Annotated in this window: 21 protein-coding genes; 1 reads left to right on the top strand and 20 read right to left on the bottom strand. The window is 65.8% G+C overall.

Annotated elements, in window-relative coordinates; translation table 11 throughout:
* Positions 1-10: 10 nt before the first annotated feature.
* The gene (locus CK620_RS12385; RefSeq protein WP_095543088.1) at positions 11-1198 is read right to left on the bottom strand and encodes an acyl-CoA dehydrogenase; all 1188 of its coding nucleotides are present in this window, start codon (positions 1196-1198) and stop codon (positions 11-13) included.
* 408 nt (positions 1199-1606) lie between these two features.
* Between CK620_RS12385 and CK620_RS13925 the strand changes: the two genes are divergently transcribed.
* Entirely contained in the window at positions 1607-1831 is a 225-nt protein-coding gene (locus CK620_RS13925; protein ID WP_143326097.1) for a hypothetical protein, read from the top strand.
* A gap of 44 nt (positions 1832-1875) precedes the next feature.
* Here CK620_RS13925 and CK620_RS12380 read toward each other — a convergent pair whose 3' ends face one another.
* The 19 genes from CK620_RS12380 to CK620_RS12290 form a co-directional block, all read right to left on the bottom strand.
* Positions 1876-2598 carry a DUF937 domain-containing protein gene (locus CK620_RS12380; RefSeq protein ID WP_095550557.1) on the bottom strand — a complete coding sequence of 241 codons (723 nt, stop codon included), beginning with the start codon at positions 2596-2598 and terminating at the stop codon, positions 1876-1878.
* 32 nt (positions 2599-2630) lie between these two features.
* On the bottom strand, positions 2631-3152 hold the full coding sequence (lspA, locus tag CK620_RS12375) for a signal peptidase II (RefSeq protein ID WP_095550556.1): 522 nt from the start codon (positions 3150-3152) through the stop codon (positions 2631-2633).
* 37 nt (positions 3153-3189) lie between these two features.
* Positions 3190-3375: a DUF2065 family protein gene (locus CK620_RS12370; RefSeq protein WP_095540742.1), complete on the bottom strand. Its 186-nt coding sequence runs from the start codon at positions 3373-3375 to the stop codon at positions 3190-3192.
* A 178-nt stretch (positions 3376-3553) separates the two neighbouring features.
* Positions 3554-4585, bottom strand: coding sequence for a protease modulator HflC (gene hflC, locus CK620_RS12365; RefSeq protein ID WP_095550555.1), 1032 nt, complete (start codon positions 4583-4585; stop codon positions 3554-3556).
* Positions 4586-4613: 28 nt separating this feature from the next.
* Positions 4614-6041, bottom strand: coding sequence for an FtsH protease activity modulator HflK (hflK, locus tag CK620_RS12360; protein WP_095550554.1), 1428 nt, complete (start codon positions 6039-6041; stop codon positions 4614-4616).
* Positions 6042-6223: 182 nt separating this feature from the next.
* Positions 6224-7456, bottom strand: a complete 1233-nt coding sequence (gene hflX, locus CK620_RS12355; protein WP_095543084.1) for a GTPase HflX — start codon at positions 7454-7456, stop codon at positions 6224-6226.
* Between the two features lie 167 nt (positions 7457-7623).
* Positions 7624-7896, bottom strand: coding sequence for an RNA chaperone Hfq (hfq, locus tag CK620_RS12350; protein ID WP_095550553.1), 273 nt, complete (start codon positions 7894-7896; stop codon positions 7624-7626).
* 398 nt (positions 7897-8294) lie between these two features.
* Positions 8295-9647 carry a ribosome biogenesis GTPase Der gene (der, locus tag CK620_RS12345; RefSeq protein WP_095550552.1) on the bottom strand — a complete coding sequence of 451 codons (1353 nt, stop codon included), beginning with the start codon at positions 9645-9647 and terminating at the stop codon, positions 8295-8297.
* Positions 9648-9759: 112 nt separating this feature from the next.
* Positions 9760-10938: an outer membrane protein assembly factor BamB gene (gene bamB, locus CK620_RS12340; protein ID WP_095550551.1), complete on the bottom strand. Its 1179-nt coding sequence runs from the start codon at positions 10936-10938 to the stop codon at positions 9760-9762.
* Between the two features lie 83 nt (positions 10939-11021).
* Complete coding sequence (locus CK620_RS12335; protein ID WP_095550550.1) at positions 11022-11711, bottom strand: YfgM family protein; 690 nt, start codon at positions 11709-11711, stop codon at positions 11022-11024.
* A 100-nt stretch (positions 11712-11811) separates the two neighbouring features.
* Positions 11812-13110 (bottom strand): histidine--tRNA ligase, encoded by a 1299-nt coding sequence (gene hisS, locus CK620_RS12330; RefSeq protein ID WP_095550589.1) that lies wholly within the window; start codon positions 13108-13110, stop codon positions 11812-11814.
* A 274-nt stretch (positions 13111-13384) separates the two neighbouring features.
* A complete protein-coding gene (ispG, locus tag CK620_RS12325) occupies positions 13385-14656 on the bottom strand; it encodes a flavodoxin-dependent (E)-4-hydroxy-3-methylbut-2-enyl-diphosphate synthase (RefSeq protein WP_095550549.1) in 1272 nt (423 codons plus the stop codon).
* On the bottom strand, positions 14656-15765 hold the full coding sequence (locus tag CK620_RS12320) for a helix-turn-helix domain-containing protein (protein WP_179290653.1): 1110 nt from the start codon (positions 15763-15765) through the stop codon (positions 14656-14658). Before CK620_RS12320 ends, ispG begins: the two co-directional genes overlap by 1 nt.
* Positions 15758-16579 (bottom strand): type IV pilus biogenesis/stability protein PilW, encoded by an 822-nt coding sequence (pilW, locus tag CK620_RS12315; protein ID WP_095550547.1) that lies wholly within the window; start codon positions 16577-16579, stop codon positions 15758-15760. The genes CK620_RS12320 and pilW overlap by 8 nt, the downstream gene beginning before the upstream one ends.
* Positions 16576-17796, bottom strand: coding sequence for a dual-specificity RNA methyltransferase RlmN (gene rlmN / locus CK620_RS12310; protein WP_095550546.1), 1221 nt, complete (start codon positions 17794-17796; stop codon positions 16576-16578). Before rlmN ends, pilW begins: the two co-directional genes overlap by 4 nt.
* Positions 17797-18191: 395 nt before the next feature.
* Complete coding sequence (gene ndk, locus CK620_RS12305; RefSeq protein ID WP_095540730.1) at positions 18192-18617, bottom strand: nucleoside-diphosphate kinase; 426 nt, start codon at positions 18615-18617, stop codon at positions 18192-18194.
* Positions 18618-18714: 97 nt separating this feature from the next.
* The gene (locus CK620_RS12300) at positions 18715-20565 is read right to left on the bottom strand and encodes an extracellular solute-binding protein (RefSeq protein ID WP_420894227.1); all 1851 of its coding nucleotides are present in this window, start codon (positions 20563-20565) and stop codon (positions 18715-18717) included.
* A gap of 164 nt (positions 20566-20729) precedes the next feature.
* Positions 20730-21044 carry a helix-turn-helix domain-containing protein gene (locus CK620_RS12295; protein WP_095543072.1) on the bottom strand — a complete coding sequence of 105 codons (315 nt, stop codon included), beginning with the start codon at positions 21042-21044 and terminating at the stop codon, positions 20730-20732.
* Complete coding sequence (locus CK620_RS12290; protein WP_095550544.1) at positions 21041-21379, bottom strand: type II toxin-antitoxin system RelE/ParE family toxin; 339 nt, start codon at positions 21377-21379, stop codon at positions 21041-21043. The genes CK620_RS12295 and CK620_RS12290 overlap by 4 nt, the downstream gene beginning before the upstream one ends.
* Between the last annotated feature and the right edge of the window lie 124 nt (positions 21380-21503).

Here is a 21503-nt window from a genome sequence, read left to right as displayed (position 1 = left end):
CCGGCAGATGTCAGTTGGCAAACGCGGCAATGCCGGTGATGGCGCGACCCAGGATCAGCGCGTGTACGTCGTGCGTGCCCTCGTAGGTATTGACCACTTCGAGGTTGACCAGATGGCGCGCCACGCCAAATTCATCGCTGATGCCGTTGCCGCCGAGCATGTCGCGCGCCATGCGGGCAATCTCCAACGCCTTGCCGCAAGAGTTGCGCTTGATGATGGAGGTGATCTCCACCGGCGCCTGGCCTGCGTCCTTGAGGCGGCCGACCTGCAGGCAGGCCTGCAAGCCGATGTGGATTTCGCTGAGCATGTCGGCGAGCTTTTTCTGCACCAGCTGATTGGCCGCCAGCGGGCGGCCGAACTGCTTGCGGTCCAGCGTGTACTGGCGCGCGGTGCGCAGGCAATCCTCGGCTGCGCCCAGCGCGCCCCAGGCAATGCCATAGCGCGCCGAGTTCAGGCAGGTGAACGGCCCCTTGAGGCCGCGCACCTCGGGAAAAGCGTTTTCTTCCGGCACGAAAACCTCGTCCATGACGATCTCGCCGGTGATGGAGGCGCGCAGCCCCACCTTGCCGTGGATGGCCGGCGCCGACAGGCCCTTCCAACCCTTTTCCAGCACGAAGCCACGGATCTGGCCTTCGTCGTCCTTGGCCCAGACCACGAACACATCGGCGATCGGGCTGTTGGTGATCCACATCTTGTTGCCCGTGAGCGAATAGCCGCCATCGACTTTGCGGGCCCGCGTGAGCATGGAGCCCGGGTCGGAGCCGTGGTTGGGCTCGGTCAGGCCAAAGCAGCCGATCCACTCGCCGCTGGCCAGCTTGGGCAGGTACTTCTGCCGCGTGGCCTCATTGCCGAATTCGTAGATGGGCACCATCACCAGCGAGGACTGCACGCTCATCATCGAGCGGTAGCCCGAATCCACGCGCTCGACCTCGCGCGCAATCAGCCCGTAGCTGACGTAGTTCAGCCCCGCGCCTCCGTATTGCTCGGGGATGGTCGCGCCCAATAGGCCAATGGAGCCCATTTCACGGAAGATGCCCGGATCGGTCTGCTCATTGCGAAACGCCATCTGCACACGCGGCGCCAGCTGCTCCTGGCAATAGGCGCGGGCCGCATCGCGCACCTGGCGCTCGTCCTCGCTCAGCTGTGCATCCAGCAGCAGCGGGTCTTCCCAATTGAAAGTGGCTTTGGTGGCGGCCATGCGGTCAGTCTCCTTATCGTTCGTTGCAAAAAAATGCCGCCGGCCGGGGCGCTGCAAAGGCGCGAGGCCCAACCAACGGTTTGAAGTTTGGCATTCTAGAGCGTGTGATGCACTTTGCGCCCCCCGCGCTGGCCCCAAAACCGTGTCATCGCAAGGCGGCGCGCGCGGCCAAGGCTGGCTGCCTTGGCAAGCGAGCCAACGCGGCGAGTGCATGGTTTTGGGGTCAGCCCGAAGGGAGAGCGCCTCGGCATGCGCATTGCGGCGTTGCCGTTTCCTTGCAGCCCGTCAGGCTGCGGCGCAAACGGCGCCTTGCACTGCACACGCCGGGGTGCTCTCGCGGGGGGCGCAAAGTGCATCACACGCTCTAAAAAGCCCAAACCCTGCCCACAAACGCTTTTTGGCACCTTCTTGACGAAATCTCTTCGCCCCAGACTCAAAGTTCTGCGCAAAGCCAGCAAAAAGTCAGCGTGGGGGATCGACAGTGCGCAAAGACTTGCATGGCAGGCGCTGGCGCGCGCTGCCCACAGGCTTCTGCGCGACAGCGAACTAGCCAGAGCGCAGATGCAAAACAAAAATGCTTGCAAGGCATACAAGCTTGCAAGCATTTTCAACGCCGCAGATTCCGGTTCTTGACCGAAAACACCGCCGCAATACTGAATCTCAATAGCCCCTGAACTTCAGCGACGCTTGCCGCCCAGGAATTGCGCGCCGAGCTTGAGCACATCGCCCATGTCCAGCTTGCCGTCGCCGTTCTGATCCAGAACGGCCCCCAGCAGGCCGCCTGCAGCGCCGCCGCGCTGGCGTACTTGGCTGCGCTCGCGGCCCAGCAGCGAGCCCAGGGCATCGGCAGACGAAGCCCGGCCACTGGTGATTTGGCGCCCCAGATAGCCCATGACCAAAGGCGCCAGCATCAGCAGCAGCTTGTGCACCATGGCGCTGTCCAGGCCTGTGGCCTGGCTCAGACCGCTCTCCGCCTGGGCCTTCTTACCGCCCAGGATGTGGCCCAGAATGCCCTCGGCATTGAAGCGGCCAGAAGGTGCGGGCGCGGCAGCAGCGGCAGCAGCGCCACCCGCGCCGCCGAGCAAACCGCCCAGGGCGCCAGCCATGCCCGCGCCGCCAGCGCCGCCGAGCACGGCCCCCAGCAAGCCGCTCAGATCGGGCATGCCCGCTGCCGCCTGCGGCGCAGTCGCATGGTCGCGCTCCAGCGCGCCAAACAACGCCTGCGCCCCTTCAGGCTGGGCGGCGTTCTGGCCCAGAGCGCCAAGCAGAAATGGCACGGCTGTTTCCACAGCGCTTTGCGTCTGCTGCTCGCTCACGCCCAGCTGCTGCGCCAACTGCGCCAGCGGCATGCCGCGCAATTGGGCAAGTAGATCATCGGTGATGGAAGTGGATGGGTTCATGGCAAAACTCCTAATCATCAACAGCTTGCTTTTCAACGGGCGGCCCGCTCCTGGCGCCAGCGCAGCCATTCAGCCAGCAGCACGCCCACGACACCCAGCGTAATGGCCATGTCGGCCACATTGAAGGCGGGGAAATGCGTCCCCCGCCAATGAAAGTCCAGAAAGTCCACCACATAGCCGTGGGCAATGCGGTCGATCACATTACCAATGGCGCCGCCCAGAATCAAGGCCAGCGCCGCCGAGGCCAGGCGTTGCTGGCCATGCGCACGCAGCTGCCAAAGGATGAACAGCGCCGCCAGTGCGGCAATGGCCACGAAAAACCAGCGCTGCCAGCCGCCTTGGCCGGCCAGAAACGAAAACGCCGCCCCGGTGTTGTGGGCCCGCACGATGTTGAAGAACTGCGTCACCGGCGTGAACTCGCCCCAGCGGTAATGCTGCAGGATCCACTGCTTGCTCAGTTGGTCGAGCACCACCACCAGCAACGCCAGCGCAAGCCAGCGCCAGAACGGGCGCGCCCCGTTGGCGGGCTGCCCAGAGGAAGAAGAGACACTCATAAATTGTCCAATCGTTGGAGCCGTCGCGGGCGCCGCGTCACCACAGCCACAGCAAGGCCAGCCCCAGCAGGATGCTGATCAGGCCCAGCCCGCGCACACTGGCTTGGCTTTGCTGCGCAATCTGCTGCATCCAGCGCTGCCAGGCGCCTGGCGCCAAAAAGGGCAGCAGGCCTTCAATGATGAACACCAGCCCCAAGGCCAGCAGCAAGGTTTCGGCGTGCATAGGGTCGTTGGGTCGGGCGCGGCCGTCGCGCAAAAAGCGGCATGGCCACGCGGCGGCCAAAGAAATGTCTGTACGAATCGCAGCGGCAAAGTGTGCGCTGCGCATTCGTGCAGGCCCTCCAAAAGGGTTTTGGCAAAGGGGTCTGGGCCGGGCGCACTGCGCCGGCGCGCCACTGCCATCAGGGCCTGCGGCCCTCAGCGCCAGGAGTGCGCATGGCCTTGAAGAACTCGGACTCGTTGGGGTCGAGCACCATCACATCGCCCGGCTTGCCCAGGCTGCTGCGGTAGGCCTGCAGGCTGCGGTAGAACTGGGCGAAGTCCGGATCCTGGCTGTAAGCCCGGGCAAAGGTTTCCGTGGCGGCGCTGTCGCCTTGCGCGCGGATTTCCTGAGCCTCGCGGTAGGCCGCAGCCAGGGTCTCGGTGCGCTGGCGGTCGGCATTGGCGCGGATGCGCTCGCCCTCGGCCTGGCCTTCGGAGCGCAGGCGGTTGGCCTCGCGGGTGCGCTCGGCCTCCATGCGCTTGAAGACGGATTCGGTGATGTCCTTGGAGTAGTCAACGCGGGTGATGCGCACATCAACGATTTCGATGCCCCAAGAGAGCTTGACGCGCGCCTGACCATGCTCGTCGAGCTCCACCTTGGCCTCGGCAGCCTGAGCGCCGTCTTGCGCCACAGGCTGCTCAGCGCTGGTGGCGCTGGCGGCGTCCGATGCAGGCTTGCTGCCTTCGACGGGGCTGCCGCCAACGCTTTCGGAGACCTGGCGCAGCACGTCCTGCATCAGGCCACGCCGATCCTCGGAGAGCAGCTGGCGCACGGTGCGGCGGTTGACTTCCTCCTGGAAGGCGCTGCGCACCACGCGGCCGAGCTGCGCGGCGCCGGCTTCCTCGGTGCGGCCCACGCTGCGGATGTAGGCCTCGGGGTCGGTGATGCGCCAGCGCACATACCAGTCGATCACCACCCATTGCTTTTCCTCCGTCAGCGTCGGCTCCAGCGAAGGGCTCTCCAACGTCAGCAGGCGCTTGTCCAGATAGTCCACCGTCTGGAACGGCGCTGGCAGCCACTTGACGTGCAGGCCCGGCTGCTTGACGACGCGGCTGATCTCACTGAGGTGGTACACCACCCCGTAGCGGCGCTCGTCCACGACGAACAGCACCGAACTGGCCGCTGCCAGCAACAGCAGCAGCGACACCACCCAAAACCCAATTCGATTCATGATTGATTCCTCTTGCTAAGGGCTGCGTTCAGCGCGATTCCCGGGTGGGGCGGCGGGTGCCCTGCGGCGCGGCCGGGGCGTAGCCCGCGCTGGGCGCGGCGGGTGCACTGGCGGCCTCGGCGCTGGCCGTGCCTTCTGCGGCGGCCGCGTGGCTGCGCACTGCGGCGGCGGCGCTTTGCTCCATCAGCTTGTCCAGCGGCAAATAGACCAGGTTGTTGCCGCCATCGCCGCCGTCGAGCAGCACCTTGCTGCTCTTCTTGTAGATCTCCTCCATGGTCTCCAGGTACATGCGCTCGCGCGTGACGGCCGGCGCCTGGCGATAAGCGCCCAGCACGGCCGAGAAGCGCGCGGCATCGCCCTCGGATTCGGCCATCACGCGCAGGCGATAGCCCTGGGCTTCCTCCTTGATGCGCGCGGCCTCACCCACAGCGCGCGGGATGATGCGGTTGGCGTAGGCCTCGGCGTCGTTCTTGGCGCGCTCGCGCTCCTGATCGGCGCGCAGCACGTCGTCGAAGGCTGCGCGCACACTCTCGGGCGGCAGCACGCCGCTGTCCTGCATGTTGATGGCCACCACCGTCACGCCCAAGCGGTAGCGATCCACAATCTCCTGCATGATCTCGCGCACGCCAGGGGCGATTTCGGCGCGGCGGTTGGCCAGGGCCTCGTCCATGGTCATGTCGCCTATGACTTCCCGCACCGCCGTCTCGGCCGCAGACACCAGCGCGCCCTGCGGGTTTTGCGCATTGAACTTCCAGTTCTCGGCATTGGTGATGCGGTATTGCACGTTAAAGCGCACCTCGACGATGTTCTCGTCCTTGGTCAGCATGGCGTGCTCGTTCAGGCCCGTGGCCGGCAGCATATTGTTCGAGCCCACGGCCAGCGGCTGGATGCGCATGTCCACAATCTCATGGCTGCCAATGGGCGAGGGCAGGCGGTAGCGCAGGCCAGCTGGCACGGTGCTCTGGTACTTGCCAAAGCGCAAGATGACTGCGTTGTGACCTTCCTGCACCACAAAAAAGCCCGAGGCCAGCCACAGGCCCAGCAGCACCACGGCCACCAGTGACACCAAGCCGCCAGAAATGCTAGGCGGCTTGAAACCGCCAGGCATGCCACCGCGCGGGCCGCCCGGCGGGCGGCGTCCGCCCTGCCCCCCCAGCAGGTTGGAGAGCTTGCGGTTCAAATCCCCCATCAGCTCACTCAGATCGGGTGGCTGCTGCTGCCCGCCCCGGGGGCCGCCTTGCGGGCCTGCAGGGGGGCGAGGCGGCATTGGTGGCGGTGGGGGCGGCGGCAAGGCATCGCCCTGATCAGCGCCCCCAGCGCCATTGCCGCCGCGCGCACCACTGCCGGACTGGCCAGCCCCCGCATCCCTGCCCCAGCCTGGGTCGTTGAGGTTCAACAGGGCGCGCAGCCGCTCCAGAAAGCGCGCCAAACCTTGGCGGCGTGGTAATGCAGTCATTCACTCAGTCTCGTTGGTTGAATCTCGTGTGGCGCGCACTGCGCATGGCCGGGCCAGAAGGCGCACGGCGCCATGCAGGGCGCCAGGCCGTGCAAGCCACCGGCTTGCGCGCAGGCCTCCGCGTGGCGGCAAAAGCCGCGATTGTGCCCAAAAAGCACAGGGCTCAGGTATTCCCCAGGCCATTACAGGGCATCGCTGCCCGAGGCTCCTGCCTGCGCATCGCCCGCCCCTTGGATGCCCTCTTCCGATGCCCGGCCATCGGCCTCGTGCGAGCCATCATCGCCCCGATACTGCAGGCACCATTGGGCCAGGGCCTGGCGCAGGCCATCGAGCCCCTGGCCGGTCTGGGCGCTGATGAACACGCGCGGCACCTGCACGCCGCCCATCTCCATGGTGTCGCGCAGGCTGCGCGGCTGACGCTCGGGCGGCAGGCTGTCGATCTTGTTGAACACCAGCAGCTGCGGGATTTGCGCTGCGCCAATTTCTTCGAGCACTTTTTGCACCTGCTGCACCTGCTCGGGGAATTGCGCATTGGCCGCATCCACCACGTGCAGCAGCAGGTCGGCATCGACCGCTTCTTGCAAGGTGGCTTGAAAGGCCTCGACCAGGCCGTGCGGCAAATCGCGGATGAAGCCCACCGTATCCGACAGCGACACGGCCATGCCCGCCTCTTGCAAATACAGCTGGCGGGTGGTGGTGTCCAGCGTGGCAAACAGCTGGTCGGCCGCATAGCTGCGGGCCTTGACCAGCGCATTGAACAGCGAGGACTTGCCCGCGTTGGTGTAGCCCACCAGCGAGATGCTGGGCACTTGGTTGCGCTGGCGCTGGCGGCGCTGCGTGCTGCGCTGCTTCTTGAGCTTGGCCAGGCGATCGCGCACGCGCTTGATGGCGTCGCCAATCATGCGTCGGTCCAGCTCGATCTGCGTCTCGCCTGGGCCGCCGCGCGCGCCGATGCCGCCGCGCTGGCGCTCCAGGTGCGACCAACGCCGCACCAGGCGCGTGCTCAGATACTGCAGCCGGGCCAGCTCAACCTGCAGTTTGCCTTCGTGGCTGCGGGCGCGCTGGGCAAAAATTTCCAGGATCAAAAACGTGCGGTCGTACACCGGCAGGCCAATCTCGCGCTCCAGGTTGCGCTGCTGCGCAGGGCTTAAGGCCTGGTCGAAGATGATCTCGCTGGCGCCATGGCCCATGGCCAGGGCCTTAAGCTCCTCGACCTTGCCCTTGCCGATGAACAGCGCCGCATCGGGGAATTTGCGCTTGACGACGATGCGCTCACACGGCTGCAGGCCCGCCGTCAGCGCCAGCTGCGCCAGCTCATCGAGTTCATGGTCGAAATGGGCCTCGCCAAAATCCACCCCGACCAGCACGGCCGTAGGCGTTGGCTCAGGGGTGATGGCAAACGTGTTCTTGCTCAAGACGGATCAGGTTCCTGTACGGGCATGGCGCATGCCATGCATTGGGCGGGACAAAAAACTCAGGGCCTGCTGCTGCGCAGACAGGCCCTGAATCGAGAACAGCGCAAAGGCCAAGTTCAGCAGTGACATGCCCTGGGGCACTGCGCCGCCTGCTTGGCCCTGCATCATCAGGCTTGGCCTGCTGCTTTTTTCTCAGCCGCGCCGGCCTGCTCGGCCGACAGCGAGGCAAAGTTGACCGGACGGGCCGGCACGATGGTCGAGATGGCGTGCTTGTAAACCATCTGAGTGACGGTATTGCGCAGCAGCACCACGTATTGGTCAAAGGACTCGATCTGCCCTTGCAGCTTGATGCCGTTGACCAGATAGATCGACACCGGGATGTGCTCGCGGCGCAGGGCATTCAAAAAGGGATCCTGCAACAGTTGGCCTTTATTGCTCACGATATAGCTCCGTGTTGAAGAGGCCTGGGCAGGCCTCTTGGGGCGGGCCTCAAGCGTTGGGCTTGAGAACCTGTTCTAAGAAGAAAGCGAAAGGCGGCACCTTAACACAGTGCTGCTACTTACGTGCAAACCCGCAGGCTTTTGCGCCATTTCCCCCCGTCTGCCGATGCAGGCGCCGGCGATGACAAGGCCATGCGCGCCGCAAGCAGCAAGAAAAGCCGCCAAGCGTAAAGCTCAGAGCCTGTTCAAAATCTCGGCGCGAGCGGGCAAGAAGCGGTTTGGGATGGGCTGCAAGGCGCAAAACGCAGCCATAGCTGGAGCTATGGCGAGGCTTTGCAACGCAGCAGACCGCCCAAATCCGCTTGATTGCACGCCGTGCAGGGATTTTGAACAGGCTCTCAGGACTTGTCCGCGTAAGGGTTGTCGCTGGTGCGCAGCTCGATGCGCAGCGGCGTGCCCTCAAGCTTGAAGGCCTTGCGGAACCAGGTTTCCAGAAAGCGCCGGTAGGCCTGGTCCAGATGGTCCAGCGAGTTGCCGTGGATCACGATCACCGGCGGGTTCATGCCGCCCTGGTGGGCATAACGCGGCTTGGGGCGGAACATGCCGCTCTTGCGTGGCGCCTGGTATTGCACGGCTTCTTGCAACAAGCGCGTGAGCTTGGCTGTGGGCATTTTGCGTGTGGCCGCAGCATAGGCCGCGTCGATGGCCTTCCACAAAGGCTCCAGCCCCTGGCGCTTGAGTGCCGAGATGTGCTTGACCGGCGCAAAGCGCATGAAGCCCAGGCGCAGCTCCAGCGACCGCGCCAACTGCTCGCGCTGATAGCGATCCAGCGCGTCCCATTTGTTGATGGCCACGACCACAGCCCGCCCAGACTCCAGAATGAAGCCGGCGATGTGCGCATCCTGGTCGGTCACGCCCTGCGTGGCATCGATGACCAGCACCACCACCTGCGCGCCCTCGATGGCCTGCAAGGTCTTGACCACGGAAAACTTCTCCACCGCCTCGAACACCTTGCCTTTGCGACGCAGGCCGGCGGTGTCGATCAGCTCATAGCGCTGCGCGCCGCGTTCGATGGGCACGCGAATGGCGTCGCGCGTTGTGCCCGGCATGTCGAAAGTCACCAGCCGATCCTCGCCCAACCAGGCATTGATCAGCGTGGACTTGCCAGCGTTGGGCCGGCCAGCCACAGCAATGCGGATGGGCGCGGCTTGCTCTTGGGCGTCGCCATCGCCGGCGGCATCGTCTGGCTGCGGCTCGGGCGGCAGCTGCTCGGCGGCCAGCTCCAGCAGATCGCGCACCCCCTGACCATGCGCGGCCGAGACGGCATACACCGGCCCCAGGCCCAGCTCATAGAACTCAGACAGCTGCGCGCCGCTTTTCATGCCCTCGGCCTTGTTGGCCACCAGCAGCGTGGGCTTGCCCAGACGGCGCAGGTAGCGCGCAATTTCCTGATCCTGTCCGGCCAGGCCGGCGCGCACATCGACCAGGAACATCACCAGGTCGGCCTCGGCAATCGCCTGCTGCGTCTGGCCAGCCATCTTCTCGAAGATCGCGCCTTCGGCGCTGTCCTCCAGCCCGCCAGTGTCCACGACGATGAACTGGCGCGCACCCCAGCGCGCCGTGCCGTAGTGCCGGTCGCGCGTCAGCCCGGCGAAGTCGGCCACGATGGCATCGCGCGTGCGCGTGAGGCGGTTGAACAGCGTGGACTTGCCCACATTGGGCCGGCCCACCAAAGCAATGACCGGAAGCATGGCAATCGTCCTTGGTTGTAAAGCAGGTAATGGGCCAGCGCCCTCTTGCCCGCTCAAGCGGGTACGGGCGAGGCAAAGCCCAGCGGCACCGTACTCAATGAATTGTTGGGGATCAATCAGGCCTGAAGCCGTACACCGTGCCGTTGTTGCTGATGGCAATCAGCGTATTGCCCGCATAGACCGGCGCGATGCGCAAGCCTGAGCGGTTGGTCTGGAAACGGTTGAGCGGGCTGCCATCACTGCCCTCAAGCAAATGCAGCCAGCCGCTGGCATCGCCCACGGCCAACACGCGGCCCAGGCGCAGCGGCGCAGTCAACTGGCGGTACTGGAGCCGGTCAGACAACCATTGCTGATGCCCATCCTGCCGGCTCCAGGCCTGAATGCGACCTGTGGCATCGACGCTGTAGACCGTCTGTCCATCGCCATGCACCCCCACTGCGCCATTGAGGCGCTGGCTCCAACTCGTGCTGCCCGAGCGTGCATCGACGCAGCCAATGGCCGCCTGGAAGGCCTGCACGCACAGGCTGGAATCCTCGCGGCTGAAATGGCCAACCACGTCCACCAGGCGCTCGATGTCGTTGATGCCGCGCGGCACGGCCACGTTGGCCTCCCAGCGCAACGTGCCTGTATCTGGATCAATGCCGACGACGCGGCCCGAAAAGCCCGCCACCAGCGTATCGCCCACGGCCGTCAGCAGCAGGGCCTGCTGCAGCGCCAGGCTTTCTTCATCGTCCGCAGGGCGATCCCAGATCAGCGCGCCATTGTCGGCATCCAGCGCCAACAGCGCGCGCTCGGCCGTGATGACGAAAACCCGCCCGCCGGCCACCAACGGCGGCGTGAACGAACGCCCAGGCAGGGCATAGCGCCACAGCACCTGGCCATCGCGCAAGGCCACAACCTCATTGCGCGCGCTGATGACGGCAAAGGTTTGGCCATCGCCACCGACGCCGGCTACCAGGCGCTCGCCCACGCGGGCCTGCCAGAGCTGCTCGCCCGTGGTCGGCTGCAGGCTCATCACCGTGCCCGAAGCCGTGGCCAGCGTGACCGAGAGCTGGTGCACCAAGGGCTGCAGCTCAATGTTGCCCAGATTGCCAATCTGCGCCGTCCAGACCTGGCTGGCGGCAAAACGCGCTTCGTTGGGTTCGAGCTCGCGCGGCTTGGGGGCCTTGCTGCTGCTGAACATCGCGCAGGCCGCCAATTGCCCGGCCAGCGCCAACACAGCCAGCGCCCGAGCAGCGCGACGCGCCGGCGTGCGCGAAGAACACGACAAAGAGGAAGAGAAAGCGGACATCTCTGGACTCCAAAAATCGAAACGGGCCGGCCTGCCCGGGCAACAGGCCAGCCGACCCTGGCGGCACATGCGGCCCAGCCCCATCAGGAGCTGGAGCCTGCAGCCGCAGGCGCTTGGGCAGCAGCCGCAGGCTGCTGGCCCAACGCGGTCAGCTTGCTTTGCACGACGCTGCGGTAGTGGCTGAACGGCCCCAGCCCGTCGAAAGCGGCCTGGTAGGCGCTGATGGCCTCCTGCGTCTTGCCTTGGCCAAGCAGAATGTCGCCACGGCGGTCGTCGCGCAGCGGCCTGAATTCATAGGGGAAGCTGTGCGCATCCAGCGCGGCCAGCGCCTGCTCGCCCTGCTCCTGCTGCATCTGCACCGAAGCCTTGTGCAGCACGGCCAGGGCTTTGAAGCCCTCGTCCTTGCTGTGGCGGGCCAGCCAATCAAAAGCCTGTTCGGCAGCGGCCCAATCCTGCTGTTGCACCAGGTGTTTGCCTGCCAGCAGCGTGGCCTGGCTGGCCTGGGCCGTCTTGGGGAAGCTCTGCTGCAGGGCCTGCAGGCTTTGCTGCACGACCGCCTGCTGGTTCTGCACCGTGGCCTGCAGAACCTGGTCGTACAGCACTGCGGCCTTGGCCGCCTGGCTGCGCTGCCAGTACTGGTAGCCATTGAGCCCGGCCACCACGGCCACGATGGCCAGCAGCGCGGCGCTGATCAAGTTGCCCCAGCGATCCCAGAAGTGCTTGAGGGTCGCCAGCTGTTCCTGTTCCTGTAAATCGTATTGCTGCATTGCCATTGGAATGGGGTTGGATCAAGCCCTTGCGGCGCAAGGGCGGCGGCTGTTGTGCCGCAAGCGAGGCAGCAGGCGCCTGCCTGTTGCCCAAGGGGGCTGGCGCTCACGCAGCCAGCGGCGATTGTATGCGCGCGGCCAACCCCGCCAGATCGGCCAGCGGGCACAGCTGCTGTGCCGCCGCCCCATCCTGCCCCGGCGCGGCCCGCAAGGGCTTGAGGGCCACTTCGCCGCGCGCCAGCTCGTCGGCGCCGAAGATCAGCGCGAAGCGCGCGCCGCTGGCGTCGGCCTTTTTGAATTGGCTCTTGAAGCTGCCCATGCCCTGGGCCGAATCGGCGCTGGCGTGCATTTGCACGGCCACGCCAGCGGCGCGCAGTTGGGCCAGCACGGCCATGACTTGCGGCAGGCTGGCCGCATCGGGCACCACGGCGTAGGCGTCGGGCACAGCCTCGGGCGGGGTCACGCCCTCTTCCTTGAGCAGTTCCAGCACGCGCTCCACGCCCAGCGCCCAGCCCACGGCCGGGGCGGGCTTGCCGCCGATTTGCTCGATCAAATAGTCGTAACGGCCACCGCCACAGATGGTGCCCTGCGCGCCCAGCGATTCGGTGATGAACTCGAACACCGTCAGGTTGTAGTAGTCCAGCCCGCGCACCAGGCGCGGGTTGATGCGCCAGGGCACGCTGTTGGCGTCCAGAATGGCCTGCACGGCCTTAAAGTGCGCCAGCGAGGCTTGGCCCAGGTAGTCCATGAGCTTGGGCGCGCCTTCGGCCAGCGCCTGCATGGCGGGGTTCTTGGTGTCCAGAATGCGCAGCGGGTTGCTGTGCAGGCGGCGGCGCGCGTCTTCGTCGAGTTGCTCGGCGTGCTGCTCGAAGTAGGCGATCAGCGCGGCGCGGTGCGCGCGGCGCTCTTCGGGCTGGCCCAGGCTGTTGAGCTCCAGCCGCCAGTTGCGGATGCCCAGCTCGCGCCACAGGGCCACGGCCAGCAGGATGAGCTCGGCATCGACCTCCGGCCCGCCAAAGCCCAGCGCCTCGGCGCCGATCTGGTGGAACTGCCGGTAGCGGCCGCGCTGCGGGCGCTCGCGCCGGAACATGGGGCCCATGTAGTACAGGCGCTTGCCGCCGTCGTAGAGCAGGTTGTGCTCCACCGTGGCGCGCACCAGGCCGGCTGTGCCCTCGGGGCGCAGCGCCAGGTGCTCGGCGCGGCCGTGCTGGTCGGCGCGGTCCTCGAAGGCGTACATCTCTTTTTCGACGATGTCGGTGACCTCACCAATGCCGCGCACGAACAGCGCCGTGTGCTCCATGATCGGCAGGCGCACGTTGCGGTAGGCGTGGCCCGCCATGACGCGGCGCACCGCATCTTCCAGCCACTGCCAGCGGCTGGATTCGGGCGGCAGGATGTCGTTCATGCCGCGCACGGCGCGCAGCGCTTGGGTGGCGGCCTTGTTGGTCTTCTCGGTCGGGGAAGAAGGGGCAGGCTGAGTCACGGTGTTCACCAGGGCAGTGTCAAAAAGAAGGCACAAAAGAAATGGCTGGCCACTGCCAAGCAGCGGCCAGCACAACGGGCGCGATGTTACCAAGTCTGTCGTCTGCGCTGGCGCTTGTTCATGGTCTCGGTACAGGCAGAGAAAATGCCAGCGAGCGGGCCACGACTCTCTTGCCGATCCCCAAGCTTGCAGAGGCTCAAACTGCCGTGGCCGTGCCGTAGCGCTTTTCCACGTACTCGCTGACGATGCGGTGGAACTGCTGGGCAATGTCCTCGCCCTTGAGGTGCATGGCTTTTTCGCCATCGATGAAGACAGGGGCCGAAGGCGCTTCACCATTGCCGGGCAGGCTGATGCCGATGTCGGCGTGCTTGCTCTCGCCCGGGCCGTTGACGATGCAGCCCATGACGGCCACCTTCATGTTCTCCACGCCCGGATAGCGCGCGCGCCACAGCGGCATTTGCGCGCGCAAAAAATCGTCGATCTGCTTGGCCAGCTCCTGGAAGGTGGTACTGGTGGTGCGCCCACAGCCCGGGCAGGCGGTGACGCTGGGCACGAAGGTGCGCAGGCCCAGGGCCTGAAGGATCTCAGCGGCGACCACGACTTCCTGCGTGCGCGCCTCGCCCGGCTGGGGCGTGAGGCTGACGCGGATGGTGTCGCCAATGCCTTCTTGCAGCAGCAGCGACAGCGCCGCAGCCGAGGCCACGGTGCCCTTGGCGCCCATGCCCGCTTCAGTCAAGCCCAGGTGCAGCGGGTAGTTGCAGCGGCGCGAAAGCTCACGATACACAGCCACCAAGTCCTGCACGCTGCTGACCTTGCAGGAGAGCACGATCTGCCCGGCGGCCATGCCCAGCTTCTGGGCCTTTTGCGCCGAGTCGATGGCTGAAGAAATCAAGGCTTCGTACATGACCTGGCGCGTGTCCCAGGGCTGGGCGCGCTGCAGGTTTTCATCCATCAGGCGTGCCAGCAGCTCCTGATCCAGGCTGCCCCAGTTCACGCCAATGCGCACGGGCTTGTCCCACTTCAGCGCAGCCTCGATCATCTGGCCGAACTGGATGTCGTGGCGCGCACCCTTGCCCACGTTGCCGGGGTTGATGCGGTATTTGGACAGGGCCTGGGCGCAGTCGGGGAAGTCGCTCAACAGCTTGTGGCCGTTGAAGTGGAAGTCGCCCACCAGCGGCACATGCACGCCCATGCGGTCGAGCTGCTCACGGATGTGCGGCACGGCCTCGGCGGCCTTGTTGGTGTTGACGGTGATGCGCACCAGCTCCGAGCCGGCCTGAGCCAGCTCCTTGACCTGGATGGCCGTGGCGATGGCGTCCTCGGTGTCGGTGTTGGTCATGGACTGGATGCGCACCGGCGCATCCCCGCCAATGGTGACAACGTGCTCGCCCCAGCGCACCTGCGCCTGCAGGGAGTGGTGCGGGCGCGGCTCGGACAGTGCGATGGGCGTGGCCTGCGCCGCACTCATCACGGCGACACCTCAAAGCGCGCCACATTGCCACGCGCAAAGGGCTGCAGGTCGAAGGGCTGGCCCTTGACAGTGACCTTGACGGCATCGGCGCGGCCGATTTCCACACGCAGCGGTGGCTCGTTGGTGATGGCGATTTCACGCCCCTTGGGCAGCGTGCTCTGGTGCAGGATGGCGTTGGAGGCGTCGCGAATCTGGATCCACACCGACTCCTGCGCCTGGATGTGCAAGGTGTGCGCCGGCGCTGCGACGGCGGTGGCTTCGCCCGCCCCGGCGGCGGCATTGGCAGTGGCTGGCGCAGCCGCCGAAGACGCTTGCCCGGCGGCCGTGTCGGCACCAGCCTGACCAGGGCCTGCAGGCGCAGCGGACGCGCTGCTGTCCTCTTCGTCCGGCTTGTCCTCGGGCTCTTCCGGCGCCTGGGCGGAGCGCGGCTCAGCCCCAGCGCCAGCATTCAGGCCAGGGATGTGCAGCGGCTGGCTGCGCAGGCCGTCGGCCGTGCTGGGCGCATCCGCTGCCTCGGACATGCCCGAGGCTTCGCCCGAAGTCGCCCAGCCCAGGCGCTGCTGAATCTGTGGCCAGAAAAAGACCGCCAGAGCAGCCAGCAGCAACAGTACGCCAAGCACCCAGGCCGAGCGTGGAATGCCCGCAGATGGCGGCTTGCGCTCCCCGCCCAACGCGGGTTGTTCCGTGGCCTTGAAGGTTCGGTTCAGGCCATCGGAGTCACGCGCCAGACGTGGTGCATGGGCGCTGGGGAACAATGCCATGACGGGCTGCGCATCCGCGCCGAGCAAGCGGCAGATGCTCAATGCCAGCGCGCGGGTGAAGACCATGTCGGGCAGCATGGCGTAGTCGTCGCGCTCCAGCGCCTGGAGCTTGTCCACCGGCACCTTCAGCACGGCCGCCAGCTCGGGCAGACTGACCTCGCGCTCCATGCGGTAATAGGCCAGCAACCCGCCCGGGGTTTTGAAGGACTCAATCGAGGGCTTGTTCAAGCCAGGCATGGCCTGCCCGTCCAGCTGCGCTTCGTCCTGGGCTGCAGCCATGGCAGTTTCATCGGCTGCCGCATCGTCGGCCGACGCCGCTGTGCGGGCTGATTCGTAATCACTCATAGAAAGCCCCACGCTCATACAGGGCGAACTCGCGCGAGTTCGGGAAACGGTGTGCCAGCACGCTGCCGAGTTCGCGCACGCGATCGCGCCGGCCCAGAGCGTTTTCTACCTTGATGCCCAGCCACAGCGTCTCGGCATTGGCCAGGTCGGAGCCATTGAGGCGGCGCAAATAGGTCTGTGCATCAGCCACGCGCCCGGCGTGATAGAGCATGCTGGCCAGGTTGTAGGCCACGATGGGGTTGTTGGGATCAACTTCATAGGCGCGCTGCAGCGTGGCCATGGCCGCGCCGGCCTTGCCAGCGCTTTGCTGGCACAGGCCCTTGGCCATGAGCGTACGCGCCGAAGCGGTATAGCCCGGCACGGCCAATACGCGATCAAAGTAGCCTTCAGCATCGGCATAGCGGCCCTGGCGGCACAGGATCCAGCCGTAGTTGTGCAGTGCATCGGGGTCATTGCCGCGCTCGCGCATGACGCGCGCGTAATCGGCCTCGGCGGCGGCAAAGTTGTGCTGATCGGCGTAGATCATGCCGCGCAGCATGTAAGCCTCGACCATGTGGGGCGCAATGGACAGCACGTGGTTGATTTCCTCCAGCGCGACGCTGCTGCGCCCAGCGCGCAGGTATTCGGAGGCCAGTTCCAGGCGCACCTTGGCCGCGCGCTGCGCATCGGGCTCGGATGCTGCGGCTGCTGCGCCCGGCGTGGCCACCGGCACGGATGAGCGCGTGTACGACGTCTGGCAAGCCGTCAGGCCCAGGGCAGCTGCCGCCAGGGCCAATGCCGCAGGCAAGCGCCAGAGAGGGTGGCGAGGTTTCATGCGTTGGTCTCCAAACGATAGGCCGGGCCTGGCGCCATGGCTGGGCCGGTTTCCGGGGCTGCCTGTACAGCGGCCTGCAAGGCAGCAGGTTGGCGCTGGCGCTGCATGCGCACCAGCGCATGGGTGCGATCCTGCACTTCGCCAGCCAGTTGGCCGCAAGCGGCGTCGATGTCGTCGCCGCGTGTCTTGCGCACGGTCGTGACGATGCCCGCCTCCAGCAGCACCTGCGCAAAAGCCTGCACGCGCTGCGGTTTCGAGCACTTCAGGCCCGAATCGGGAAACGGATTGAACGGTATCAGATTGAGCTTGCACCAGCCCGTGTCCTGGCGAGCGCCGCCTGGCGCGCCGCTCAGCAGCTCGACCAGCGCGCGGGCATGGGCATCGCTGTCGTTGACGCCATCGAGCATGCAGTATTCGAAGGTGATGAAATCACGCGGCGCGTATTGCAGGTAGCGCCGGCAGGCGGCCATCAGCTCGGCCAGCGGGTACTTGCGGTTCAGCGGCACGAGCTGGTCGCGCAGCGCATCGCTTGGCGCGTGCAGCGACACGGCCAGCGCCACGGGCACACTTTGACTGAGGCGGTCCATCATCGGCGCGATGCCCGAGGTGGACACCGTCACGCGGCGGCGCGAGAGGCCATAGGCGTTGTCATCGAGCATGGTGCGCAGCGCCGGCACCAGCTGGCCATAGTTTTGCAGCGGCTCGCCCATGCCCATCATGACCACGTTGGTGATGATGCGCTCATCGCGCGCAAAACGGCGGCGCAGCGTGTGCTCGGCATACCAGAGCTGGGCGATGATTTCGGCGCTGCTGAGGTTGCGGCTGAAGCCCTGGTGGCCCGTCGAACAGAAGCGGCAGCCAATCGCGCAGCCAGCTTGCGAGGACACGCACAGCGTGGCGCGGTCGCGCTCGGGGATGAACACGGCCTCGACCGCATTGCCTTGGCCCACATCGAACAGCCATTTGATCGTGCCATCGCGCGAGACCTGTTCGGCCAGCACCGGCAGCGCCTGCACCTGGGCCTGCTCGTGCAGTTTGGCGCGCAGCGACTTGGCCAAGTCGGACATGGCATCGAAATCGGCCACGCCGCGCTGGTGAATCCAGCGGTAGAGCTGCGTGGCGCGAAAGCGCTTTTCCCCCAATTGCGCGCACCATTGCACCAGGGCCTCATGGTCCAGCCCCAGCAGGGAAACTTTCTGCGCAACGGGAGAGCTCATTGGCTAATGTGTGTGATCCGGATGCCAGTCCTGCAGAGCCGCAAGCGCGGGCATCGGGAAGAAAAAGAAAAACAAGCGACAGGGACAGCCCGTGCCCATGCGCGGGAGTGTCGCACATCAGCACCGCCGCCGACAGGCGGCGCCGCCGTGAAAGAGCAGCGCAGCCCTAAAAAGGTTCCGGCGTGTCTGCCAAGAGCCTGTTCAAAATCTTTGCACGGCGGTCAAGAGCGCGGATTTGGGCGCTCTGCTGCGCCCGCAAAGCCTCGCCATAGCCCCAGCTATGGCTGCGTATGGCTGCGTTTTGCGCCTTGCAGCCCATCCCAAACCGCTTCTTGCCCACTCGCGCCGAGATTTTGAACAGGCTCTAAAGAAATCCAGACACACCGGATAGGCCATCAACGCGAATAGATGTTCAGGCCAGGGAAGAAGAAGGCCACTTCGACCTGGGCGGTCTCGGCGGCGTCCGAGCCATGCACGGCGTTGGCGTCGATACTGTCGGCGAAATCGGCGCGGATGGTGCCAGCGTCGGCTTTCTTCGGATCGGTAGCGCCCATCAGCTCACGGTTCTTGGCGATGGCGTTCTCGCCCTCGAGCACCTGCACCATGACGGGGCCGGAGACCATGAAATCCACCAGATCCTTGAAGAAGGGGCGCTCCTTGTGCACGGCGTAGAACTGCTCGGCCTCCTGGCGCGAGAGGTGCACCATGCGCGCGGCGGCGATCTTCAGGCCGGCGTTCTCGAAGCGGGCATAGATTTGACCAATGACGTTTTTCGCCACGGCGTCGGGCTTGATGATGGAAAGGGTGCGTTCGATTGCCATAAGGGTTCCCAATGGGTTGAAAGAAACGGAAAAAACCCGTGATTCTAACTTTTTGCCGCCCGATGTGCCGCGCCGGCATCAGAGCCAGCCCAGCCGCTCAGCGCCTGTGCCACCAATAGGCTATGGCCCAGTTCTCCAGCACCTGCACATACGGCGGCATGGGCGCTTGAAAGGCCAGGCGCTGGGCGTTGTACACAACGCGGAAGTTGCTGGCGTACCAAGCGGGCACCATGACGTTTTCGGCGGTGACGACGCGCTCCAGCGCGCGGCAGGCGGCCTGGTAGTCGGCCTGGGTGCCGGCCTGCACCATACGGGCGATGAGGGCGTCCACCGCCGGGCTTTTCAGGCCGCTGTAGTTGGCCGAGCCGTTTTGATCGGCCGCGGCGCTGCCAAAGAACTGGGCGTATTCCTGGCCGGGGTTGTGCGTGCCCTGGATGTTCAGCGAGGTGATGTCGTAGTCGAAAGCGTCCATGCGCTGGAGCATCAGCGCGAAATCGACGACGCGAAAGCGCAGCTCGATGCCGATTTTTTGCAGGTTGCGCTGCCAGGGCGCGACGGTGCGGATGCCCGCTTCGTTGCTGTCCATCACCTCCAGCACCAGCGGCTGGCCCTGGGCGTTGCGCAGCGTGCCGCCCTGCAGCGTCCAGCCCGCCTGGGCCAGCAACTCGCGCGCCTGGCGCAGGTTCTCGCGCAGGCCGTGCTCGCTGTGGTCGGTGCGCGGCGGCTCGGGCATGGGGCCGAAGGCTTCGGGCGGAATCTGGCTGCGCCAAGGTTCGAGCAAGGCCAGCTCAGCGGCGCTGGGCAGGCCCTCGGCGGCGCATTGGGTGTTGCCAAACAGGCCACGGACGCGGCGGTAGCTGCCGTAGAACAGGCGGCGGTTCATCCACTCGTAATCCATCGCCAGGGCCAAGGCGCGGCGCACGCGCACATCTTGCAAATGGGGGCGGCGCAGGTTGAGAAAGTAGCTCTGAAAGCCCGTGGGGTTGCGGTGCTCGAACTCGGCCTTGACCAGCTCGCCGCTGTCAAAACGCCGCCCCTTGACGCGCCGCGCCCAGTCGCCCGCGCTGTGAAACTGCATCAGATCGAACTCGCCGGCCTTGAGGGCTTCGAGCCGTGCGGTGGCGTCCTTGTAAATGCGGATGGTGATGCGCTCGAAGTTGTGTGCGCCTGCGTTGACGGCCAGCTCGCGCCCCCAGTAATCGGGGTCGCGCACGTAGGTGATGTCGCGCCCGAAGACGACCGGGCCGATGCGGTAGGGGCCGCTGCCAATGGGCGTGTCGGTGATGATTTGGTCGAAAGGTTTGCGCTGCCCGTTTGCGTCCAGGCCCCAGTCGCGGCTGAAGATGGGCAGGCCGCCCACGACCAGCGGCAGCTCACGGTCCGGGCTTTTGAAGTGAAAGCGCACAGTGCGCGCATCCAGCACCTCGGCGCGGGCGACTTTTTCCAGCAAGGTGGCGTAGCCGGGCGCGGCCTGGGCGCTGATGAGCGTCTCGAAGCTGTGGCGCACATCCTCGGCCAGCACCGGCTTGCCGTTGTGAAAGCGCGCCTGGGCGCGGATGCGGAAGGTGGCCGAGAGGCGATCGGCCGCCACATCCACGCTCTCGGCCAGCAGGCCGTAGCCGGTGGAGGTTTCATCCAGCGCGCCAGTCAGCAAGCTCTCGAACAGCATGGCCTGCAAATAGGCCGGAGCCGAGCCGCGCAGGGTGAAGGGGTTGTATTTGTCGAAGGTGGAAGTGCGCAGATTGCTCACCAGGCGCAGCTCGCCGCCCTTGGGCGCGGCCGGATTGGCGTAGTCGAAATGGGCAAAGCCCGCCGGGTATTGGGGCTGGCCCCACAGCGCGTAGGCGTGGGAAGGCTCAGCCTGGGCGATGCCCGCGCCCAGGGCGCAAGCCAAAACTGCGGCCAGAGCGCCGCCACGCGCCAGCGCGCGCCATGCACGGTGGCGCACGGTCGGGGCATCCCTTTGGTCACGGGGGAAAGCGCGTTTGAAAAAGGCCGGCAGCCCCGCTGCCGCCAGCAGTGACTCGCCAGCGCCGCCGGGCCAGAAAAGCAGTCGATCGTCCATGTGGGCATTCTGCCCGACCGGAGGTCGGGGCGCTGCGCTGCCCCAATTCACAAATCGGCCAGCAGCTTTACCGTTTCGGGGTGGCGCTCTACCAGCTTGATCAGCACGGCCGCCTGGGCGTTGGGGCGGGCGCGGCCTTGCTCCCAGTTTTCCAGCGTGCGGGGGTTGGTGCGCAGGTAGTGGGCCAGCATCGGGCGCGACAGGCCCAGCCGCTGGCGCAGTTGCACGACGTCCTGGGCAGATACGTTCACTGCCGGCTTGGCTTGCATAGTGTGCGTGCGCAAGGTGGTCTTGCCGGCCCGTTGCTGGGCCAAAGCCTCGAAGCCTTCGCTCAATTCGGAAAATAGATTGCGTTTGTTCATCTTCTGGCCTCCAACTCGGCTTTGAGCATGTGTTTGAGCGCTTGCCGCTCTTGGGCAGAGAGATCGTCCATTTCGTCCTTGTCGAACAAGGTGAACAGCCAGAACTGGCGCTGACCATCCCACCAGTAATAAATCACTCGCAGACCGCCGCTCTTGCCTTTGCCACGGCGCGTATCGGCTTGGCGCAGTTTGCGCAGGCCGCCAGTGCCTACGATCACATCGCCCGCCTCCGGATGCTTCATCAATGCGTTCTGCAAGGCGCGAAAGCCCTCGTCATCCAGGTACTGGGCGCGATGACGACTGAATGCAGGCAATTCGATGAAGACGGCTTTCATGCCCCCGGATCATACGCAGATTGCGTAGGCAATGGCGCTCTCGCTGGCGCACCGCAGAGCATGCCGCCAAGCATGGGGATGGCCCGTGCGAGAATCGCTCCCCACAAGCAGGGCCGCCCCCGCG

Origin of the sequence: Vandammella animalimorsus (assembly GCF_002285285.1) — a bacterium.
Lineage (GTDB): Bacteria > Pseudomonadota > Gammaproteobacteria > Burkholderiales > Burkholderiaceae_C > Lampropedia > Lampropedia animalimorsus.
Note: the sequence above shows the minus strand (reverse complement) of the source record. Positions and strands in the feature narration are given on the sequence as shown.

Excerpts from the sequence above, each read along its gene's own strand:
- CK620_RS12385 (WP_095543088.1), bottom strand. The coding sequence starts at position 1,198 with ATGGCCGCCACCAAAGCCACTTTCAATTGGGAAGACCCGCTGCTGCTG.
- CK620_RS12380 (WP_095550557.1), bottom strand. The coding sequence starts at position 2,598 with ATGAACCCATCCACTTCCATCACCGATGATCTACTTGCCCAATTGCGC.
- lspA (WP_095550556.1), bottom strand. The coding sequence starts at position 3,152 with ATGAGTGTCTCTTCTTCCTCTGGGCAGCCCGCCAACGGGGCGCGCCCG.
- CK620_RS12370 (WP_095540742.1), bottom strand. The coding sequence starts at position 3,375 with ATGCACGCCGAAACCTTGCTGCTGGCCTTGGGGCTGGTGTTCATCATT.
- hflC (WP_095550555.1), bottom strand. The coding sequence starts at position 4,585 with ATGAATCGAATTGGGTTTTGGGTGGTGTCGCTGCTGCTGTTGCTGGCA.
- hflK (WP_095550554.1), bottom strand. The coding sequence starts at position 6,041 with ATGACTGCATTACCACGCCGCCAAGGTTTGGCGCGCTTTCTGGAGCGG.
- der (WP_095550552.1), bottom strand. The coding sequence starts at position 9,647 with ATGCTTCCGGTCATTGCTTTGGTGGGCCGGCCCAATGTGGGCAAGTCC.
- bamB (WP_095550551.1), bottom strand. The coding sequence starts at position 10,938 with ATGTCCGCTTTCTCTTCCTCTTTGTCGTGTTCTTCGCGCACGCCGGCG.
- CK620_RS12335 (WP_095550550.1), bottom strand. The coding sequence starts at position 11,711 with ATGGCAATGCAGCAATACGATTTACAGGAACAGGAACAGCTGGCGACC.
- hisS (WP_095550589.1), bottom strand. The coding sequence starts at position 13,110 with ATGAACGACATCCTGCCGCCCGAATCCAGCCGCTGGCAGTGGCTGGAA.
- ispG (WP_095550549.1), bottom strand. The coding sequence starts at position 14,656 with ATGAGTGCGGCGCAGGCCACGCCCATCGCACTGTCCGAGCCGCGCCCG.
- CK620_RS12320 (WP_179290653.1), bottom strand. The coding sequence starts at position 15,765 with ATGAGTGATTACGAATCAGCCCGCACAGCGGCGTCGGCCGACGATGCG.
- pilW (WP_095550547.1), bottom strand. The coding sequence starts at position 16,579 with ATGAAACCTCGCCACCCTCTCTGGCGCTTGCCTGCGGCATTGGCCCTG.
- rlmN (WP_095550546.1), bottom strand. The coding sequence starts at position 17,796 with ATGAGCTCTCCCGTTGCGCAGAAAGTTTCCCTGCTGGGGCTGGACCAT.
- ndk (WP_095540730.1), bottom strand. The coding sequence starts at position 18,617 with ATGGCAATCGAACGCACCCTTTCCATCATCAAGCCCGACGCCGTGGCG.
- CK620_RS12295 (WP_095543072.1), bottom strand. The coding sequence starts at position 21,044 with ATGAACAAACGCAATCTATTTTCCGAATTGAGCGAAGGCTTCGAGGCT.
- CK620_RS12290 (WP_095550544.1), bottom strand. The coding sequence starts at position 21,379 with ATGAAAGCCGTCTTCATCGAATTGCCTGCATTCAGTCGTCATCGCGCC.